Raw genomic sequence first — 17,528 nt, 5'->3', positions numbered from 1 at the left:
GACGAACCGGGCCGGCTGCGAACAGCCGACCCGGTCCGGAGATGTCGATCAGTAGCGGTAGTGATCCGGCTTGAACGGACCCTCCGTGGAGACGCCGAGGTAGGCGGCCTGCTCCTTGGTCAGCGTGCTCAGCTTGGCGCCGAGCGCGCCGAGGTGCAGCCGGGCCACCTTCTCGTCCAGGTGCTTGGGCAGCACGTAGACGCCGATCGGGTACTCCTCGGTCTTGGTGAAGAGCTCGATCTGGGCGATCGTCTGGTTGGCGAACGAGTTCGACATGACGAAGCTCGGGTGCCCGGTCGCGTTGCCCAGGTTCAGCAGGCGGCCCTCGGAGAGCACGATGATGGCGTGCCCGTCGGCGAAGCGCCACAGGTCGACCTGCGGCTTGATGTTGATCCGCTCGACGTCGGACCGCTTGGCCAGCCCGGCCATGTCGATCTCGTTGTCGAAGTGGCCGATGTTGCCGACGATGGCCTGGTGCTTCATCCGGGCCATGTGCTCGTTGGTGATGACGTCGAAGCAGCCGGTGGCGGTGATGAAGATGTCGGCCTGCTCGACAACGTCGTCCAGGGTGGCGACCTGGTAGCCGTCCATCGCGGCCTGCAACGCGCAGATCGGGTCCACCTCGGTCACCACGACCCGGGCGCCCTGGCCGCGCAGCGACTCGGCGCAGCCCTTGCCCACGTCGCCGTAGCCCATGACGACCGCCATCTTGCCGCCGATCAGCACGTCGGTGGCGCGGTTGATGCCGTCGATGAGCGAGTGCCGGCAGCCGTACTTGTTGTCGAACTTGCTCTTGGTCACCGAGTCGTTGACGTTGATGGCCGGGAAGAGCAGGGTGCCAGCCCGGTGCATCTCGTAGAGCCGGTGCACGCCGGTGGTGGTCTCCTCGGTCACGCCCTTGATGCCGGCGGAGATCCGGGTCCAGCGCTGGCCGTCCTCGCCGAGCGAGCGGTGCAGCAGCTCGAGGATGACCGCGTACTCCTCGGAGTCGGCGGACTCGACCGGCGGGACCGCCCCGGCCCGCTCGAACTCGGCGCCCTTGTGCACGAGCAGCGTGGCGTCGCCGCCGTCGTCGAGGATCATGTTGGGGCCCTGCCCGTCCGGCCAGGCGAGCACCTGCTCGGTGCACCACCAGTACTCCGGCAGGGTCTCGCCCTTCCAGGCGTACACCGGAACCCCGGCCGGAGCCTCGGGGGTGCCGTCCGGGCCGACGACGATCGCCGCGGCGGCGTGGTCCTGGGTGGAGAAGATGTTGCAGGACGCCCAGCGCACCTGCGCGCCGAGCGCGACCAACGTCTCGATCAGGACGGCGGTCTGGATGGTCATGTGCAGGGAGCCGGTGATCCGCGCGCCGGCGAGCGGCTGCGCCTCGGCGAACTCGCGACGGATCGCCATCAGGCCGGGCATCTCGTGCTCGGCGAGCTGGATCTCCTTACGCCCGAACTCGGCGAGCGACAGATCCGCCACCTTGAAGTCGCCGTCGGCGAGCGTGCTCGGCCGGGCCTCGGACGGCGTGCCGCTGGCGGACGCCGGGAGGGTGCTGGTCATGAAAGCTCCTGTCGAACGATGTCTGCGCCGACCCTCCACCTTACGCGCGTCGCCGACGGGCATCAGGCACGGTCCGCGGACAGCGCACGGGGCGGTCGGTGATGGACGGACCTTCCCGCCCACGTCCCGCCCGCCCCGTGCATCCCCCCGGTTTGGTTCCCCCGCACGTTCTCGGACCGTCGTCGCGATAACGCTGCGTACTCATAGAGTCACACTCAGGCAGGGCAACGTCAAGCTATTCCGGGAAAGTCGGACTTGTGTCTTTAGCCCGAGCCGAGGTCAGCGCAGCCCGGACGTCGCCACATACGCCACACCGGCGCCGTCGATCCGCAGCGGCGCTTCCAACGCGGTACCGATCGCCGCCTCGCCCGAGACCAGCGTCAACGCGCCGGCACCGTCGTCCACGGTGATCGAACCGCCGGCGCAGAGCACCACCCGGGGGCCGGGCAACGCCAGCGTCACCGAGGGCACCGCCGCGTCGACCCGCACCCGGTGCAGCGCGAAATCGTCCACCGGCACAGGCCACCAGTCCACGCCCGGGCCGACCGGCTGCGCGGCCCGCACCGGATCGTCGAGCACCTCGAAGCGCAGCACCCGCAACAACTCGTCGACGTCCACCCGCTTCGGGGTCAGGCCGCCGCGTAGCACGTTGTCGCTGGCCGCCATGATCTCCACGCCGCAGCCACTCAGGTAGGCGTGCAGGTTGCCGGCGGGCATCCAGATCGCCTCCCCCGCCTCCAGCCGCAGGTGGTGCAACAGCAGCGCGACCAGCGCACCCGGATCCCCCGGGTACGCCTCGGCCAACCGGCGGGTCAGCTCCGCGTCCGGGCCGTCGGTCGGCGCTGCCACCACCGCTGCCAGCAGGTCGTGACGCCTGGCGACAGGCCAGGCGAGCAGTGTCCGCACCGCCGTCCGCAACCCCGCCGGGCCGGCCCGCAACGCCGCGACCACCGGCGCCAACGCCGGTACGCCGAACGCGGCGAGCGCCTCGGCCGACTCCACCGGATCCCGGAAACCGCACAGCGCCTCGAACGGGGTGAGCGCGACAAGCAACTCCGGCTTGTGGTGCGGGTCGGAGTAGTTGCGCTGCCCCTCGGAGCGCCCCGCCTCCGCCGCGTAGCCGGCCTGCGCCTGCTCGGCGTCCGGGTGGGCCTGCAGGCTCAGCGGAGCGTCGGCCGCGAGCACCTTGAGCAGGAACGGCAGCCGGCTGCCGAACCGTTCGGACACCCGCTGGCCGAGCCACTGCCCTGGTTCGTCCCGCACCAGGTCACAAAGGCTCACCCGCAGGCCGGCGCGATCCACGTGGGCCGGAGCGCCCGGGTGGGCCCCCAACCACAGCTCCGCCTCCGGACCCGCGCTCGGCACCGATCGCCCCTGAAGGAGGGCGATTGCCGAGCGCGAGCCCCAGGCGTAGTCCCGGATCGGCCCGTACAGTGGCTCCACGCGTCAGCCCCCGGGCCGCCCGGCCGCCTCGCCCGACGTGTCCTGCGGCTGCGGCACTGCGGTGTCGGCCGCGGCACCGGTGCCGGCCTCGGCGGCAGCCGCGCTGTACACGTCCGGCTCCAGATAGATCACCCGGGCGATCGGCACCGCGGCGCGGATCCGCGCCTCGACGGCGTTGATGCCGCGCGCCAGGTCGCGGGCGCTCTCCCACGCCGGAACGGCGATCTTCGCGGCCACCATCAGCTCTTCCGGGCCCAGGTAGAGCGTCTTCATGTGGATGATCCGCTCCACCTCGGGGCCTTCGGTGACGGCACGCTCGATGGCGGCCACGTCGGACGCCTCGGCACCCTCACCGAGCAGCAGGCTCTTCGTCTCGATGGCCAGCACCACGGCGATGACGACCAGCAGGATGCCGATCATCGCGGTGCCGGCGGCGTCCCACTCGCCGTTGCCGGTGATCAGCGTCATGGTGACACCGAACAGCGCGAACACCAGACCGACCAGCGCGCCGAGGTCCTCCAGGAGCACCACCGGCAGCTCCGGTGCCTTGGCCCGCCGGATGAAATGCACCCAGGACTGGTTGCCCCGGACGTGGTTGGACTCCTTGATGGCGGTCCGGAAGGAGAACGACTCCATGATGATCGCCGACACCAGCACGACCACCGGCAGCCAGTGCCAGGACTCGATGCCACCCTTGTGATGCCACTTGTGGTACGCCTCGTAGAGCGCGAACAGGCCACCGATGCTGAACAGCACGATGGACACGATGAACGCGTAGATGTAGCGCTCCCGGCCGTACCCGAACGGGTGTTCCGGGGTGGCCGCGCGCTTCGCCCGCTTGCCACCGAGCAGCAGGAGGCCCTGGTTGCCGGAGTCGGCGACCGAGTGGACCGCCTCGGCCAGCATCGACGACGAGCCGGAGAGCAGGAACGCGATGAACTTGGTGACGGCGATGCCGATGTTGGCCAGCAGGGCGGCGACAATCGCCTTCGTCCCACCGTTGGCGCTCATGCCACCGCTCCGCTTCGCCGCACGAAGCCGCCCGGTCCGCGCATGACGCGCCGCCCCCTACGTTCGTTCACTGGTTCGACAGCTCCTTCATCTCGGTGATGGCCGGTACGGCCATCGGGTCCAGCCCGTGCGCCAGAGCAAGGTAGATCGAGGCGAAATCCGGAACGGCGATCAGCGACGCCAGCCGCTCCAGGGCGGAGCCGCCCTCGGCGGTCACCACGTCGCACCGCACGCCACGGCGCTCCGCGAGGGTCTGCACCGCGTCCGCACGGCGCTCCTCGACGGCGAGCGGCTCGTCGGTGTCGTCCTCGGCGTTGAGCCCGCCGTCGCGCAGCAGCACCAGCCGCAGCCGGGTGCCCTCGCCGTCGTCGTCGTCGGCCGGGTCGGCGAAGATGTCCCGCTCCCCCTCGGCCAGGCCGCCGAAGACGCCGTCGAGCAGCCCGACCCGACCCCGCCCGGCCTCACCCAGCGCTCCGGTGACCACCGGGTAGCGGGCGTTCGCCGACAGGGTGTCGCCGAACCGGCGGGCCGCCACAGTGGCCAGCGGGGACGAACCCCAGACGATCGGGATCGAGCCGGCCAGGCCCAGCGCCAGTGACTTCGCCGGGTTGACGAAGGACTCGGCGGCCGACCGGCAGCGGTCGGCGTCCGCGTCGAGCCGGGCCGCGGTCTCGGCCAGGTCCGCCTCGTTGACCTTCACGAGCCCGAGGGAACGGGCGGCGAGCAGGACCGGCACGGTGAGCGCCCAGAGGCTGGCCCGGGCCGGGGCACGCCGGGGCACCGGGATGAACGGCGCCCGGGCCTGCTCGGCGATCGACTGCAGCTGCGAGTCCGGGGCACCCACGGCGACGAGTCGGGCCCCACGGCGGTGGGCCGCCTCGGCGGCGCCGAGCGCCTCCGGGCTACGTCCGGACGCGCTCACCGCGATCACCACGTCGGCCGCGCCCACCCAACCGGGTACGCCGGCGGAGCGGTGCCCGATGATCGGGACCGGGCAGCGTGGTCCGGCGACGGTGGCCAGCACGTCCCCGGTACGCCCGGCGGTGCCGATGCCGGCGATCACGACGGCTCGGGGCCGCCCGTCGTCGGCGAGCACCGCGAGGTTCGCCTCGGCTGCCAGCGCGGCGCTCTCGCGGACCTGCGCACCGGCCGACGCCGTGTGCCGGAGCATGCCGCCCGGGTCGGCCTCGGCCAACGCCTGCGGGTTGTCGAGCAGGGCCTCGTCGGCGTCACGGCGCCCGCTGACCCCGGCCGTACCGTCGATCATGAGGTCTGCCCGGGGCCGCCGCGCGCCTCGTCGAGCAGCAGCACCGGCACGTCGTCGCGGACCTCGAAGATCCGGCCGCACTCCGTACAGGTCAACGTCTGCGCCTCGGCGTCATAGGTGAGCGGGGCGTGGTGCGTGTCCGGACAGGCAAGGATCTCGAGCAACTGCGGATCCAGGGCCATGGCGCGGCTCCTTCCACGTGTACGGCTTGACCGACGGCGGTGCCGACCGGCGCAGGCGATCTTATCGGCGAACGCGGTCGAGCACGTCGTCCCGGAGCGAGACCATCCGATCCCGGGTGGGCGCCTCGACGTTGAGTCGCAACAGCGGCTCGGTGTTTGAGGCGCGCAGGTTGAACCAGGCGCCGTCGGGGAAACGCAGGGTGAGCCCGTCCATCTCGTCGGCCACCGCGTCGGGGTACGCGGCGCGCACCTCGGCCACCGCCGCCGCCTGGTCGGCCACCGTCGAGTTGATCTCGCCGGAGGCGATGTAGCGCTCGTACTCACCGGCCAACACGGACAGCGGCAGCGACTGCTCGCCCAGCGCGGCCAAGGTGTGCATCGCCGCGAGCATCCCGGTGTCGGCGAACCAGAAGTCCCGGAAGTAGTAGTGCGCGGAGTGCTCGCCGCCGAAGACGGCGTTGGTGCGGGCCATCTCCGCCTTGATGAAGGAGTGCCCGACCCGGGCGACGACCGGCTGCCCACCGTGCTCCCGGATGATCTCCGCGACCGCGCTGGAGGTGATCAGGCCGTGGATCACCGTGGAACCCGGGTGCTTGGCCAACTCACGGGCGGCCACGAGTGCGGTGATCGCCGACGGTGAGACCGGCTCGCCGCGCTCGTCCACCACGAAGCACCGGTCGGCGTCTCCGTCGAAGGCCAACCCGATGTCGGCCCCGTGCTCGACCACAGCGCGCTGGAGGTCGACCAGGTTCGCCGGGTCGAGTGGGTTGGCCTCGTGGTTGGGGAAGTTGCCGTCCAACTCGAAGTAGAGCGGCACGATCTCCAGCGGCAGCGGCGACAGGGCTGCGTCGCCCAGCACTGTCGGAACGGTGAAGCCACCCATGCCGTTGCCGGCGTCGACGACCACCTTCAACGGCCGGATGCCCGAGAGGTCGACCAGCTTGCGCAGGTAGCCGGCGTAGTCGGGAAGCAGGTCGCGCCGCTCGGCGGGCCGGGTCGGCGCACCGGCGGGACGAGCATCGCCCGAGTCCAGCAGGGCCTGGGCCCGCTCCCGGATCTCGGCCAAGCCGCTCTCCTGGCCGATCGGGCGCGCGCCGGAGCGGCACATCTTGATGCCGTTGTACTGCGCGGGGTTGTGGCTGGCGGTGAACATCGCGCCGGGCAGGTCGAGCGAGCCGGACGCGTAGTAGAGCAGGTCGGTGGAGGCGAGACCGATCTCGATCACCGACCGGCGCTCGGCGCGTACGCCGGCGGCGAACGCGGCGGCCAGGCCGGGCGAGGTGGCCCGCATGTCGTATCCGACGACGACGGCGTCGCCCGGCTCGTCGGTGGAGTTGAGCAGTTGGGTGAAGGCGGCGCCCAGTGCCTCGGCGGCCCGTTCGTCCCACTGGTCCGGCACCGTCCCGCGGACGTCGTACGCCTTCACAATCTGGGACAGATCAGACACGTGTTCCACTCCTTGGCCGCAGGTTAGACACCGATCCTGAGCCTAACGGAGGGCCGGGCCGTACTCCGCTCAGCCGGGGAGGCGGGGAATGAACGCGGTGTGGCCGTCACCGTCGGTGGGCGGGTCACCGGGCTTCGGGCGACCGTCGGGCCGACCCGGCATCGGCTGGGTGGCCTCCGGGGCGGGGGTGTCCGGCCGGGCACCGTAAACCCCCCCGGTGGCCGGACGCGGTGACGGCACCGCACCACCCCAGGCGGCGGCCGGCGGCTGCTGGCCGTACACCTGACCGGGGCGACCGGGCGCGGCCGGCAACCCACCCCCGGCGCGGTAGGTGGTGCCACCGGGGTTGCCCGGCAGGGTGCCGGGCGCGTCGTCGGACGGCTTGCGGTCCTGCCGCGAACGACGGAACAGCAGCACGATGAGCAGCAGTCCGACCGCCACCAACACGATGCCGAAGTACATCACCGGTGAACCTCCTCCGGACGATTCGGCGGCGGTCGCCGTGGTGTTCGGCGCCGAGGAGACGCCACCCTGCGCCGCCGGGTTCACCGCCTCGTCGACGGTCGCGACCTCGGTCGGCGTCGGAGTCGGCGTCGGCGTCTTCGACCGCGACGGAGTCGGCGACGGAGTGACCCGCCCTCCGGTCAGCCGCGCCGCGTCGGTGGCATGACCCAGCGTCTGGCCGGCGGCGCTGATGCCCGCGCCCCTGACCACGAGACGGCCGCCCGGCGAACCCGCCGCGAACGCCACCCGGTAGCGCACCGTGATGCCCTTGCCCTTGCACAGCGTCGGCTTCGAGGGTGACGTCTGCGCGGTCGACACGGTGCCGGCGCCGCCGGTGACGGCCACCGGGAACCAACGCCCACCCGCGTTGACCTCGACCGTCACCTGGTTCGGTTGGAGACCCTCCAGGCTGAAGCCCAGCGCGGTACGCAGCAGGACGCACCCGTCGGTGCGCTTGCGCACCGCGACGTTCACCCCCTGCGCGGAACCACCGGCGGCGAAGCTACTGGCCGCGCCCACCCGGACCGAGTCCTGATCGGCCAGCGCCGGTGACGCGCCGAGCATCACCAGGCCGCCCGCAAGACCGCAGACCGCCGCGAGCCGTGCCACGCGTCGACGCACTGTCATGATCACCTCGCCGTTCTCCCCGAGAGGGGTCCGCGGGTCAGGCTACTACCGGCCCCCCTGTCCCACCGGTCATAGAGCGCCCCGCATGTGTGCGGCGTTACGGTTTACGGCACCTTTCGCCGACCTCCTGGCGACCGGACTGACCAGCCAATCAGCGGGCCGGCTCCGCCTCGGCGAGGGCGTCACGGCACAGCCGGTCGGCGGTGCGGGTGGTCTCCGGCAGCCGGTAGCGCGGAGTCAACGCGAGCACCTGCGCTGTCGCGTTCTCCAGGCTCATCCGATGGCCGACGCTGACGAAGACCGGCTTCACCCCGTCGCGGGTCCGCAGCACCCGACCGACGACCTCACCACCGTCGCGCAACGACGACCAGGAACCCCGCCCGGCGGCCGGCGGATCCCACACCCCGACCAGTGGCGTCTTCGCCACCCCGATCGCGGGCAACCCCGTGACCACCCCCAGATGGCACGCGAGCCCGAACCGGCGCGGATGGGCCAGCCCGTGCCCGTCGCAGACCAACAGGTCCGGGACGGTGGTCAGCCGGTCGAGCGCAGCGAGCAACGCGGGCAACTCACGGAAGGCGAACAACCCCGGCACATAGCCGAACGCGGGTCGCCCCACACCGACAGCGGAATCCACCACCGCCAGGGTCCGGGCGTCCAGCACCGTCACAGCCGCCGCCAGCAGGTCACCACCCTCGGCGTACGCGACGTCCAGCCCGGCCACCGTCGCGGGCGCGCTCGGCCCCGGCCCGACCAGGTCCACCAGCGGCCGCAACTCCTCCTGTACGGCCACCGCCTCGGCAACACTGCCCGGCCCTGTCGCCCCCGTGCCCGGCGTGCCCGGCGTGCGCCATGATCCACTCGGCTTCACGGAAGTCGCGCTATCCCACGGCCTTGGATGCCCCGACTTCAAGGAACCGGAGTCGATCACCCTCGGCCTGAGGCGTCGGTGCCATCCCGGCGGCCATCCCGTCGGGGCCACCGTCGACCCGGCCCCGGATCGCACCCAGGCCGAGCGCGAAGGCAATGCCGAGGGCGACACCGAAGGCGACGCCACCCTTCGCACCGAACACGGGAATGCCGATCGCCAGACCGATCAGGATGCCGACCGGCCAGGCCCAGACGGTGGACCTGACGCTCTGCGTACCGGATTTCGCCATGCGTCGATCTTATTCGGCACCGCCGGGGCTCCACCCTCCGTCTGTCCATCCGCGAAGCATGCCTACTGCACTCTTGCTATGTCGGGGTCCGCGCCAGGATCACCGGCCGCGCGAAGCTGCTCCTCGAACATGACGAACGTCCGCTGCCGAATCCCACGAATGAGCGCCTGCTCCTTCGGCGTCAGGTGACGATCTTCGGCCTTCGCCACGTCTCTGACCGCCTGCACCGTCTCGTAGAGAGCGAAGATCGGACCTTCGCCCTCGAGATAGTGAGCCCGGAAGCGCTCCACCTCCTGCACGAAGTCCTCAGGAGTGCGCCGGAAAATGTCACCCCCAACACCGAGGGTGATCTCCGTGAAAATGTCGTTCTTCTCGTGCCAGCCGCCTGTATCGATGGACACACGCCAAACCCTGGCACCTCCATCCAGGGTTTCCACGATCTTGACCGGAGACTGGTAATAGAGGTAATAGGAGGGAAGCAACAGACCCTCGACCATCAGGCATTCCCCTCGAAAGTTGACTGCAAAGCCTGCCAGAAAAGCTGCTGCTCGCGGCGGCGGATGCCCGCCGTGATCGCTCGCTCGCCCCTCGTCAAGGCTCGACCATCCGCCTCGGCGAGCGCTTCCACGTCGCGGCGCACCTCATAGAGCACATGCTCCCAAACCGCGACCGCGTCCAAGGCGGCCAGGTGCAGCCGGAACTCTGCAAGATGACCGTTCCTCATCTGCAGTAGGAGTTGCACGTCTCGGTAGCCGCTATCCCTAGGCGAGATGAAGCGATCATCGAGGCCCATGACGACAACGTCAGGATGGTCGCGTATCCGCCCGAGGGCGGCGTAGAGGTCGTCGAGGTTGCGGAACTCGACCTTCGCGGCGGCCAGGTCGAGCAGCTTGGACGCATCGCCCTGGTGTTTGGTCACCTTGTCCTCGGCTCGACGGCGATCCTTGGGCTGGAGACGCCAGCCGGGCTCACCGACCCGACGATCACCGACAAGGGCTAGGGACGACGCCAACTGATTCAGTTCCGCCTGGGCAACAGCTGCTGCTGCATAGAGATCGTCGAGGTAATGCTGCCGATAGGAGGGGTCAGACTGACGACGCTTCTCGAATCCCCGCTGGGTCGGTGGATCATCCGGAATCCGAATACTCGCGCTGATCCGCCGCTGGTCGTCCGTGAGTGGCGTCGGCTGTGGTCGGTCCACATCGCTACCGGTCCTGATTGCCTGTCCTTGCGCCCCGGGCCCTGCCGCCTCCTGCTGGGCGACGTCATCCAGCACCTCGGCGAGGACGTCGATGGCCTGTTGATGGCTGGCCAGGTGGTACAGGGTCAGCGGGCGGGCCGTCAGCGACTTCGCGAGTTCAGGCGTGGACTGGATCATGCGCGCCAGGTCCGGATGCTGCACCAACTGCCGTACCAGCCGCTCGGCCAGGTCCGGCTCGTTCGGGGGCGGCTCTCGCCGAGCGCTGTCGAGCATGTCCCGGACCCGGTCGTCGGCGAACAGTCGCACGAGATCCCGTGACGACGCTTCGTCGAGGTCCGGCACCAGCCGACGAAGGGTGGGCGGGTCGATCACCGTCGCGAACTCAACGGGAGTCACCCCCGCCGCGAAGACGTCGTCCACGCTGTTGGCCGACAGAACGGCGCGCGCAGGACCGCCACCCGGTGTGGGCTGGTCGAGATCGGCGCTCTCCGGAGCGTCGGCATCGGCATCGGGGACCGAGCCCGGGCCGTCGAGGAGCAGGTACATCCGGTTGATGTACGGGTCGCCGTGGCCGCCGTCGTCGTGCGTCGGCGGGTGATCCGGCAGGTCGGGCCGTTCGCTGAACCGGCCCCGGGGCAGTCCGCCGAGCGGCATCGGTCGGCCGTCTCCGCTCAGCACCAGCGCGTCGATGCCGACCACGTCAGGGTAGAGCGGCCGGTCCCGGACCACGCCGTTCTGCGGGTCCACGTAGAGCACGGTGCCGTTCTGGTTGAGCGCCACCCAGGCGTGCGAACCGCCGTGCGCCCACTCGGTGACCAGGAACGAGTAGCTGCCGTGGCCGCCCAGCAGTAGTTGGTCGTGCAGGTTGCGGTAGCCCCGGTCGGCGGCCTGTCGCGCCTGCGTGGCGTCGGTACGGTGACCGGACGCCGGGGCGAGGAGTTGTTGGTAGCGCCCGCCGGTCGCGTCCTCCACCCGACCCGGGCCGCCTGCCTCGCCACGGATAGGGCGCCGGATGTCACCGTCGAGGTAGCCGTCGAAGGTTCGTGGCGCCGACACGCGGGGTCGCCCGTGCACCCACGTCTCGAACAGCGACAGTGTGCAGTCCAGGCAGTTGATGCCACGGGTGGCGTCGGCAGCGGGACCGCCGTCGTTGAGCAGCCGGAACCAGCCGCCGTGTCGGGGGTCGGCGGTGCGGGTGACGGTGCCGTCTCGATCGCGGGGCATCTGTCGTTCGACGTCGACCTGGTGCAGCGCGAGCGGTGGCCGGAGTCCCCCGGGCTGCCCGTACGGCCGGGAGTCGTCGATCGGCGGCGGATCGTCGTCGCCGGTGAGCATTGACGGGCCGGCAGTCTCCACCGCGCCGAGCGCGAGGGCGCCCACGTCCCGGTTGGCGTGCTCGAAGGTCGCGCTGATGTCCACGACCGGCGGGGCCGTGGTGCCGGCCAGCACCGCGTCTGCCAGGTCACGCCATTCGGCGTACGCGCGAGCTTCCTCGTTCGCGGCGCGCTGCCAGCCGTCGGCCCACTGCCGGTTGCCGGCCTGGTGCAGTTGTCGGGCGTAGGTGGCGTACTCGACGGCTCGGCGATCGTGCTCCAGGGCACGGGTGCGCAGTCGGGCGGCCTCGGCCTGCCGGCGGTTGTTCTCGAACCCGATCCGCAGTGACTCGTAGTGGTCCTGGTAGCGCCGTCGCTCGGCGGCTTCCGCCGCTGCGGCCCACTGCGCCGCGTACGAGTCGTTGGTCTCGGGCTCGCGCACCGACGGGGCACCGAACGCGGCCACGTCGACGGGGATCGACGCCCTTCCCCGGGCGGGATGGTCGGGCGCTCGCACCGGTGCGGGTGCCTCCCGGGTCGGGACACGCGACGGCACGGCGAACCGACCCACCGCCGGTGGGGTGGAGGCGACCGGCGGCGGCCCGTTGGTGGTGGTCGGGGCGCCGAAGGTGGTCGGTGCCGCCGGGCCGGGGGTGATCGTCGGTGCGGAGGGGCCGGCCGCCGGAGACCAGGCGGTCGGTCCGGAGGTGGCGGGGTGCGGGGAACTGCCGGGCTGGACCGGCGGCACACCGGTGGCAGCCGGCCCGCTGCTCGATTCGAGGGGACCGACCACGGGTGCGGACGCCGACGAAAGCCTCGGATCAGCACCCACCACAGGCCGACTCGGATCAGCCACCGCCGAGGTGGCCGGATCGGCAGTAGAAGCCGACGCGACCGGACCGGCACCCACCGCCGACGTGGTCGGGTCGGTGGTCGTCGCCGAGAGCACGGGGTCGGCCGCGACCGGAGACGCCGGCCCGGCTCCCCGTGACTGCTCGACAACCGGGGACGTCGGCGCAGCCAGTTGATTCGGCGACGACGCCACGACGGCCTCCGCAGGAACGCCCGCAGCCGTAACCAGAGCACCCGAAGCCACACCACCGGCAGCCCCCGCAGACGCAGCCCCCACCGCAGGCGAGACCGCCGCCGACGCCGCCGCCGAAGAGGGAGAGGCTCCCGCCGAGGCCACATCCCCAGCGACAGGCAGCACAGTCGGGAGGGAGGGGCCCGTGAACGATGCTCCGGCGAGGGCGTTGGCCTGCGCGTCGAGCCGTGCGCGTAGCGCGTGGTCGGTCTGCCCGGTCGCCGAACCGGTGGCCCCGGACGCGGCGGCGCGCGCCACGTCCTCCATCGAGGTCAGGCCCTGACCGGTGGCCAGGCTCGCCGCGCTGTCGGCGAGCACCTCGCCGGTCATCTCCCGCCCCAGGTGCTCCCCGACTTTCGCCGCTCGCCCGGTCGCGTGCCGGCCCAGGCCGGCCAGCGGTGCCACCGCCCCGCCGGCCAGCCCGCCCACCGCCGAGGCGCCGAGATCGGTCAGGTCCAGGCCGTGTGCCCGCCCGGTGGAGTTCTGGTACGCCTGGGTGGCCAGGGTGACCCCGGCTTCCTCGGTGGCCTCCTCCAGCCCGCCACGGGCGGCCCGCTTGGCGAGCCCGCGTGCGCCACCTCGGGCGACATCCTTGGCGGCCCGCTCGCCGGCCTCCTTGAGCCCGTGCTTGAGGGACTTGCTGGCCAGTTGGCCCATCAGCCGCTTGAAGATCTGTTGGACCAGCAGTCGTGTCGCGGTGATCGCCGCGCCGGCGGCCGGGGTTGCCGCACCGGCGGTCAGCACCGCCGCCACCGCCACTGTGAGCAGCTCGATGACCAGGATGCCCAGCTCGATCCAGACTTCCAGCTTGGCGCCCTCGATGTCGCAACCGCACTCCTCGACCAGTCGGCCCAGGTCGGCCGTGACCGCGAGCAGCACGGGCAGCGGGGCGTCGGCACCCTCGGCGATCCCCCGCCAGGCCGCCTCGAACGCCGCGTCGACAGCTCCGACGCCGCCGTACCCGTTGTGCACCTCGACGGCGGCCGCGGCGGCGTCGGCGTGCGGCCCGGCGAGCACGGAGGCGACCGCGTACCACTGGTCGGCGACGTCCCAGACGGCCCGCTCGTTGCCCTCCGGCCACTGCACGCCGACCACCCAGTCGAGGGCCTCGTAGATCCAGCCGGGCACGTCCCACGGCGCGTAGTCCAGGGGGTGCGGGATGGGGCTCGGCAGCACGCTCATCGGGATCGTCGGCCGTCAGCGCCGGTCGGCGGCCCGACCGACCCGGGCGGCGCCGGCCCCGTCGGTCTGCACGCTCGCGTCGACCGCCTCGACCACGTCGCTGCCCAGCTCGGTGAGCCGGTGCCCGACGCCGGCCCAGGCCCGCAGCACTGTCTGCTCGAACCCGCGATAGTTGCGCTCGAAGGCGGCACCGATGTCGTCGCGACCCCACGGCCGGGCACCGCTGGTGGCCTCGATCGCGCCCCCCTCCGCCGCACGACGGGCCGTCACCGCCTCGCCGGCGAGCGCCAGGTCGGCGCCACCTCGGCGGGCCCGGGACGGATCAAGCCAGAGCTGCCCGTCGGTCATGGCTTCGCCTCATTTTTGCCGAGTACGGCGTCGGCCCGGCCGAGCAGCGTGGCGTAATCGCCGGTCTTGAGGAAGTCCGTCGCCCCGGAGCCGGCCGGCATGCTCTCGGCGACGAGGTCGCGGGTGACCTCGGCGGCAGCGGTCGCGGCGGCCCGGATCGTTTCGGTGACCTTTCGGCCCAGCGCGTCAGCGTCGCGGTCCCGGTAGATGGCCGGCGTCAGCTTGACCTCGATCAACTGGCCCTGCGCGCCCACTGTCGCCGTCACCTGCCCGTCGGCCGACCGGCGGGTCACCCGCAGCGCGGCGAGTCGCGTCTGGAGGGTGTCCAAACCGGATCTGAGCTGCTGGTATTGCCCATAAACGTCGTCGAATCGGGCCCGTAGCTCGCGATTGACGCCCCGGTCTGCCTGTTCGTCCATCGCCGCCCTCCCGTCACCGTCGGTAGAGCGAAACAATACCGGCCGCCATCGATCCGTGTAGTCCGGTAGTTTCAATGCGTGATCGACCGTCAACAGGCCGAGCAGCTCGCGGCCACCTGGGCCCGCCGTGACTCGCAGCGTCTCGGCCACGAGTGCACCGCGATGGTCGACGAGTTCGACCTGGGGTGGGTCATCACGTCCGTCGTGCCCACCGAGGTGCGCACGGTGCCGGGTGACCTGCCGACGACAGTCATCGACAAGCAGACCGGCACGGTCACCACCTGGCCCCGGGTGCCGAGCACTGTGGTGGCGGAGCTGTACCGGCGTAGCCAGCCCGTCGGGCCGACAGCTCCCCGCACTCTCGATCCGTCGAGCCTGCTGCTCCGGGAGATCCATCGGGGCGCCACCCCGAACACCGCCGCGCACCTGACCATCGACGGACGGATCTGGACGGCCCAGGGCACGAAGGCCGACGTGCCACTCCACCATCACCCGCTGGTCCGCGACTACCTCGACCAACTGCCCCCCGGCGAGTTGGTTCGCGGCGGGGAGGCGCACGCGGAGCTGATCGTGGTCTCCGACGTTCTGCACGAGTACGACCACCGCCGCGCCGCCGAGGGCATCGCGCCGATGGGGCGGGCCGAGGCAGCGGCGCTGCTGGAGGGCGCCCGCTTCGAGATCTTCCGGGTCCGTGAGCCGGGCGATCCCGCTGGTGGGCCCGCCGAGCGGCCCTGCGACTCGTGCATCGCCTTCCTGGTGCGGGCGAACGTCCTGCCGGAGTCGGCTCGCGCCTACACCGAGACCTGGAACGCGCCGGAGGCAGCCGACCCCGATCCTGGGCGCTTCCCGGCGGAGGTCGTGAACGCGCTGGTCGCGGCCGGTTGGCGGCCACACATCGGGGATCAGATCATGGCCGCCGCCGCCGTACGGGACGTCACGTCGGTGCCGGGGCGCAACCATCGGCACGAGGTCTTTCCCGCCGCCGTGGAGGCGCTCACCGCGTTCCCCAGCCTGGTGGGTGCGCGGCGCGGCAGGGGCGAGCAGGTGTGGATCTCCCGTTTCGACATCCGCCCGCACACCATCGCGCACACCGCCGACACCCTCGCGGACTTCGGCGCGGTGCTCGGCGTACGCCTCTTTCCGATCGGCACCGAGCAGCAGGACAGCATCCTGGCGGTGGACGAGCGCGGCCGGGTCTTCGCGCTCGACCAGGCCGGCGAGTGGTTCCTCGGCGACACCATCGACGCCGCGCTGACCACTCTGCTGCTCGGCCGCGCCCCCGCCCGGGTCCGCGACGACGGCACCTGGCGGGCCGACCAGCCCGGCGGCGTTGCCGGCTAGAGCGTGAGGCCGGTCAGCACCATGACCCGGGGCTCGGTGTAGTCGTCCATCGCGCTGCGCAGCCCTTCCCGGCCGACGCCGCTGCCCTTCACGCCGCCGTAGGGCATCTGGTCGGCGCGGTACGACGGCACGTCGCCGACGATCACCCCGCCCACCTCCAGCGCGCGGGCGGCGGCGAAGGCCACGTCCAGGCGTCGCGTGAAGACGCCGGCCTGCAAGCCGTACGCCGAGTCGTTCACCGCTGTGAACGCGGCCTGGTCGTCGGCGACCGGCGTGACCACCAGCACCGGCCCGAACACCTCCTCGGCCACGACCTTGGCGTTCGGCGGCACGCCGGTGAGCACGGTCGGGGGGTAGGTAGCACCGTCGCGGAGGCCGCCCACCTCGACGGTGCCGCCGGCGGCGACGGCCTCGGCCACCCACGTCTCGACCCGGCGGGCCGCGTCCTCGGACACCATCGGCCCGACGTCGGTCAGCTCGGACGCGGGGTCTCCGGTCCGCAGCCCCCGCACCGCCGCCACCAGCCGGGGCAGGAAGTCGGCGTGCCGGGCGTGGTGCACGTACACCCGTTGGACGGCGATGCACGACTGGCCGGCCTGGTAGTTGGCGAACGTCGCGATGCGCTGCGCGGCGAAGTCCAGGTCCTCGTCGGCGGTCCAGTCCGCACAGAGCACCGCGGCGGCGTTGCCGCCCAACTCCAGCGTCACGTGCTTCTCCGGCGCGGCGCGGCGGATGGCGGCGCCGACCGGCCCGGAGCCGGTGAACGACACCACCGGTAGCCGGGGTTCGGTGACCAGTTCGGCGGCGCGGTCGTTGGGCAGCGGCAGCACCGAGAACATCCCGGCCGGGAGGTCGGTCTCGGCCAGCAACTCGCCGAGCAGCAGCGCGGTCAGGGGCGTCGCGGGCGCGGGCTTGACGATGATCGGCGCGCCGACGGCGATGGCCGGCGCCACCTTGTGGGCGACGAGGTTGAGCGGGAAGTTGAACGGCGTGATGCCCAGCACCGGCCCGCGCGGCACCCTGCGGACCAGGGCGATCCGCCCGCCGGCGGCCGGGTCGGTGTCGAGTCGTTGCAACTCGCCGGAGAAGCGGCGGGCCTCCTCGGCGGCCCAGCGGAACGTCGACACGGCACGCCCGACCTCGGCGCGGGCCCACTTGAGCGGCTTGCCGTTCTCCGCGGTGATCAGGGCGGCGATCTCGCCCGCGCGCTCGGCGATCCGCCGGGAAACGTGGTCGAGGGCCGCCGCGCGGGCGTGCGCGGGCAGGGTCGCGGCCTGCGCGGCCACCCCGGCCGCCGCGGCGACGGCGGCGTCGACCTGGTCGGGCGTGGCGAATGTGGTACGCCCCACCGTGCGGCCGTCGTACGGGTGGTGGACTGTCAACTCACCCTCGCCGGTGGCGGGGCGGGAGGCGACGAAGAAGGCTGCGGGCTCCACGCCGAGCAGAGTAGC

At 71.9% G+C, this 17,528-nt stretch carries 15 protein-coding genes; 1 reads left to right on the top strand and 14 read right to left on the bottom strand.

Features of this window, described 5'->3' with window-relative positions; genetic code table 11:
- Positions 1-48: 48 nt before the first annotated feature.
- The 13 genes from ahcY to PSH03_RS30090 all read right to left on the bottom strand — a co-directional run bounded on the left by ahcY (position 49) and on the right by PSH03_RS30090 (position 14,736).
- A complete protein-coding gene (gene ahcY, locus PSH03_RS30150) occupies positions 49-1,548 on the bottom strand; it encodes an adenosylhomocysteinase (RefSeq protein ID WP_091394012.1) in 1,500 nt (499 codons plus the stop codon).
- 279 nt (positions 1,549-1,827) lie between these two features.
- Complete coding sequence (gene manA, locus PSH03_RS30145; protein ID WP_210784504.1) at positions 1,828-2,991, bottom strand: mannose-6-phosphate isomerase, class I; 1,164 nt, start codon at positions 2,989-2,991, stop codon at positions 1,828-1,830.
- A 3-nt stretch (positions 2,992-2,994) separates the two neighbouring features.
- Complete coding sequence (locus PSH03_RS30140) at positions 2,995-4,002, bottom strand: cation diffusion facilitator family transporter (protein ID WP_238691100.1); 1,008 nt, start codon at positions 4,000-4,002, stop codon at positions 2,995-2,997.
- A 67-nt stretch (positions 4,003-4,069) separates the two neighbouring features.
- A complete protein-coding gene (locus PSH03_RS30135) occupies positions 4,070-5,269 on the bottom strand; it encodes an SIS domain-containing protein (protein WP_210784502.1) in 1,200 nt (399 codons plus the stop codon).
- Positions 5,266-5,451, bottom strand: a complete 186-nt coding sequence (locus tag PSH03_RS30130) for a Trm112 family protein (RefSeq protein ID WP_210784501.1) — start codon at positions 5,449-5,451, stop codon at positions 5,266-5,268. Before PSH03_RS30130 ends, PSH03_RS30135 begins: the two co-directional genes overlap by 4 nt.
- Positions 5,452-5,512: 61 nt before the next feature.
- Positions 5,513-6,898, bottom strand: coding sequence for a phosphomannomutase/phosphoglucomutase (locus PSH03_RS30125; RefSeq protein ID WP_238691099.1), 1,386 nt, complete (start codon positions 6,896-6,898; stop codon positions 5,513-5,515).
- 69 nt (positions 6,899-6,967) lie between these two features.
- Positions 6,968-8,029, bottom strand: coding sequence for a hypothetical protein (locus tag PSH03_RS30120; RefSeq protein WP_238691098.1), 1,062 nt, complete (start codon positions 8,027-8,029; stop codon positions 6,968-6,970).
- 151 nt (positions 8,030-8,180) lie between these two features.
- Positions 8,181-8,900 (bottom strand): deoxyribonuclease V, encoded by a 720-nt coding sequence (gene nfi / locus PSH03_RS30115; RefSeq protein WP_210784498.1) that lies wholly within the window; start codon positions 8,898-8,900, stop codon positions 8,181-8,183.
- Positions 8,901-8,910: 10 nt separating this feature from the next.
- Positions 8,911-9,189 (bottom strand): hypothetical protein, encoded by a 279-nt coding sequence (locus PSH03_RS30110; protein ID WP_238691097.1) that lies wholly within the window; start codon positions 9,187-9,189, stop codon positions 8,911-8,913.
- 62 nt (positions 9,190-9,251) lie between these two features.
- Positions 9,252-9,686: a hypothetical protein gene (locus tag PSH03_RS30105; RefSeq protein ID WP_238691096.1), complete on the bottom strand. Its 435-nt coding sequence runs from the start codon at positions 9,684-9,686 to the stop codon at positions 9,252-9,254.
- Positions 9,686-13,969, bottom strand: a complete 4,284-nt coding sequence (locus PSH03_RS30100) for a toxin glutamine deamidase domain-containing protein (RefSeq protein ID WP_238691095.1) — start codon at positions 13,967-13,969, stop codon at positions 9,686-9,688. The genes PSH03_RS30105 and PSH03_RS30100 overlap by 1 nt, the downstream gene beginning before the upstream one ends.
- 15 nt (positions 13,970-13,984) lie before the next feature.
- Positions 13,985-14,317 carry a hypothetical protein gene (locus tag PSH03_RS30095; RefSeq protein ID WP_210784494.1) on the bottom strand — a complete coding sequence of 111 codons (333 nt, stop codon included), beginning with the start codon at positions 14,315-14,317 and terminating at the stop codon, positions 13,985-13,987.
- On the bottom strand, positions 14,314-14,736 hold the full coding sequence (locus PSH03_RS30090) for a YbaB/EbfC family nucleoid-associated protein (RefSeq protein WP_210784493.1): 423 nt from the start codon (positions 14,734-14,736) through the stop codon (positions 14,314-14,316). The genes PSH03_RS30095 and PSH03_RS30090 overlap by 4 nt, the downstream gene beginning before the upstream one ends.
- 78 nt (positions 14,737-14,814) lie before the next feature.
- Between PSH03_RS30090 and PSH03_RS30085 the strand changes: the two genes are divergently transcribed.
- The gene (locus PSH03_RS30085) at positions 14,815-16,077 is read left to right on the top strand and encodes an SUKH-3 domain-containing protein (RefSeq protein ID WP_238691094.1); all 1,263 of its coding nucleotides are present in this window, start codon (positions 14,815-14,817) and stop codon (positions 16,075-16,077) included.
- Here PSH03_RS30085 and PSH03_RS30080 read toward each other — a convergent pair.
- Positions 16,074-17,513, bottom strand: coding sequence for an aldehyde dehydrogenase family protein (locus PSH03_RS30080; RefSeq protein ID WP_238691093.1), 1,440 nt, complete (start codon positions 17,511-17,513; stop codon positions 16,074-16,076). The genes PSH03_RS30085 and PSH03_RS30080 overlap by 4 nt on opposite strands.
- Positions 17,514-17,528 lie beyond the last annotated feature (15 nt).

This window comes from Micromonospora salmantinae (assembly GCF_022230905.1).
In the GTDB taxonomy this organism is placed as follows: Bacteria; Actinomycetota; Actinomycetes; order Mycobacteriales; family Micromonosporaceae; genus Micromonospora; species Micromonospora salmantinae.
Note: the sequence above shows the minus strand (reverse complement) of the source record. Positions and strands in the feature narration are given on the sequence as shown.

What these genes read in the sequence shown, in the direction of transcription:
- PSH03_RS30120 (WP_238691098.1), bottom strand. Translation starts at nt 8,029, where the DNA reads ATGACAGTGCGTCGACGCGTGGCACGGCTCGCGGCGGTCTGCGGTCTT.
- PSH03_RS30090 (WP_210784493.1), bottom strand. Translation starts at nt 14,736, where the DNA reads ATGGACGAACAGGCAGACCGGGGCGTCAATCGCGAGCTACGGGCCCGA.
- PSH03_RS30135 (WP_210784502.1), bottom strand. Translation starts at nt 5,269, where the DNA reads ATGATCGACGGTACGGCCGGGGTCAGCGGGCGCCGTGACGCCGACGAG.
- PSH03_RS30130 (WP_210784501.1), bottom strand. Translation starts at nt 5,451, where the DNA reads ATGGCCCTGGATCCGCAGTTGCTCGAGATCCTTGCCTGTCCGGACACG.
- PSH03_RS30100 (WP_238691095.1), bottom strand. Translation starts at nt 13,969, where the DNA reads ATGAGCGTGCTGCCGAGCCCCATCCCGCACCCCCTGGACTACGCGCCG.
- ahcY (WP_091394012.1), bottom strand. Translation starts at nt 1,548, where the DNA reads ATGACCAGCACCCTCCCGGCGTCCGCCAGCGGCACGCCGTCCGAGGCC.
- PSH03_RS30095 (WP_210784494.1), bottom strand. Translation starts at nt 14,317, where the DNA reads ATGACCGACGGGCAGCTCTGGCTTGATCCGTCCCGGGCCCGCCGAGGT.
- PSH03_RS30140 (WP_238691100.1), bottom strand. Translation starts at nt 4,002, where the DNA reads ATGAGCGCCAACGGTGGGACGAAGGCGATTGTCGCCGCCCTGCTGGCC.
- PSH03_RS30105 (WP_238691096.1), bottom strand. Translation starts at nt 9,686, where the DNA reads ATGGTCGAGGGTCTGTTGCTTCCCTCCTATTACCTCTATTACCAGTCT.
- PSH03_RS30110 (WP_238691097.1), bottom strand. Translation starts at nt 9,189, where the DNA reads ATGGCGAAATCCGGTACGCAGAGCGTCAGGTCCACCGTCTGGGCCTGG.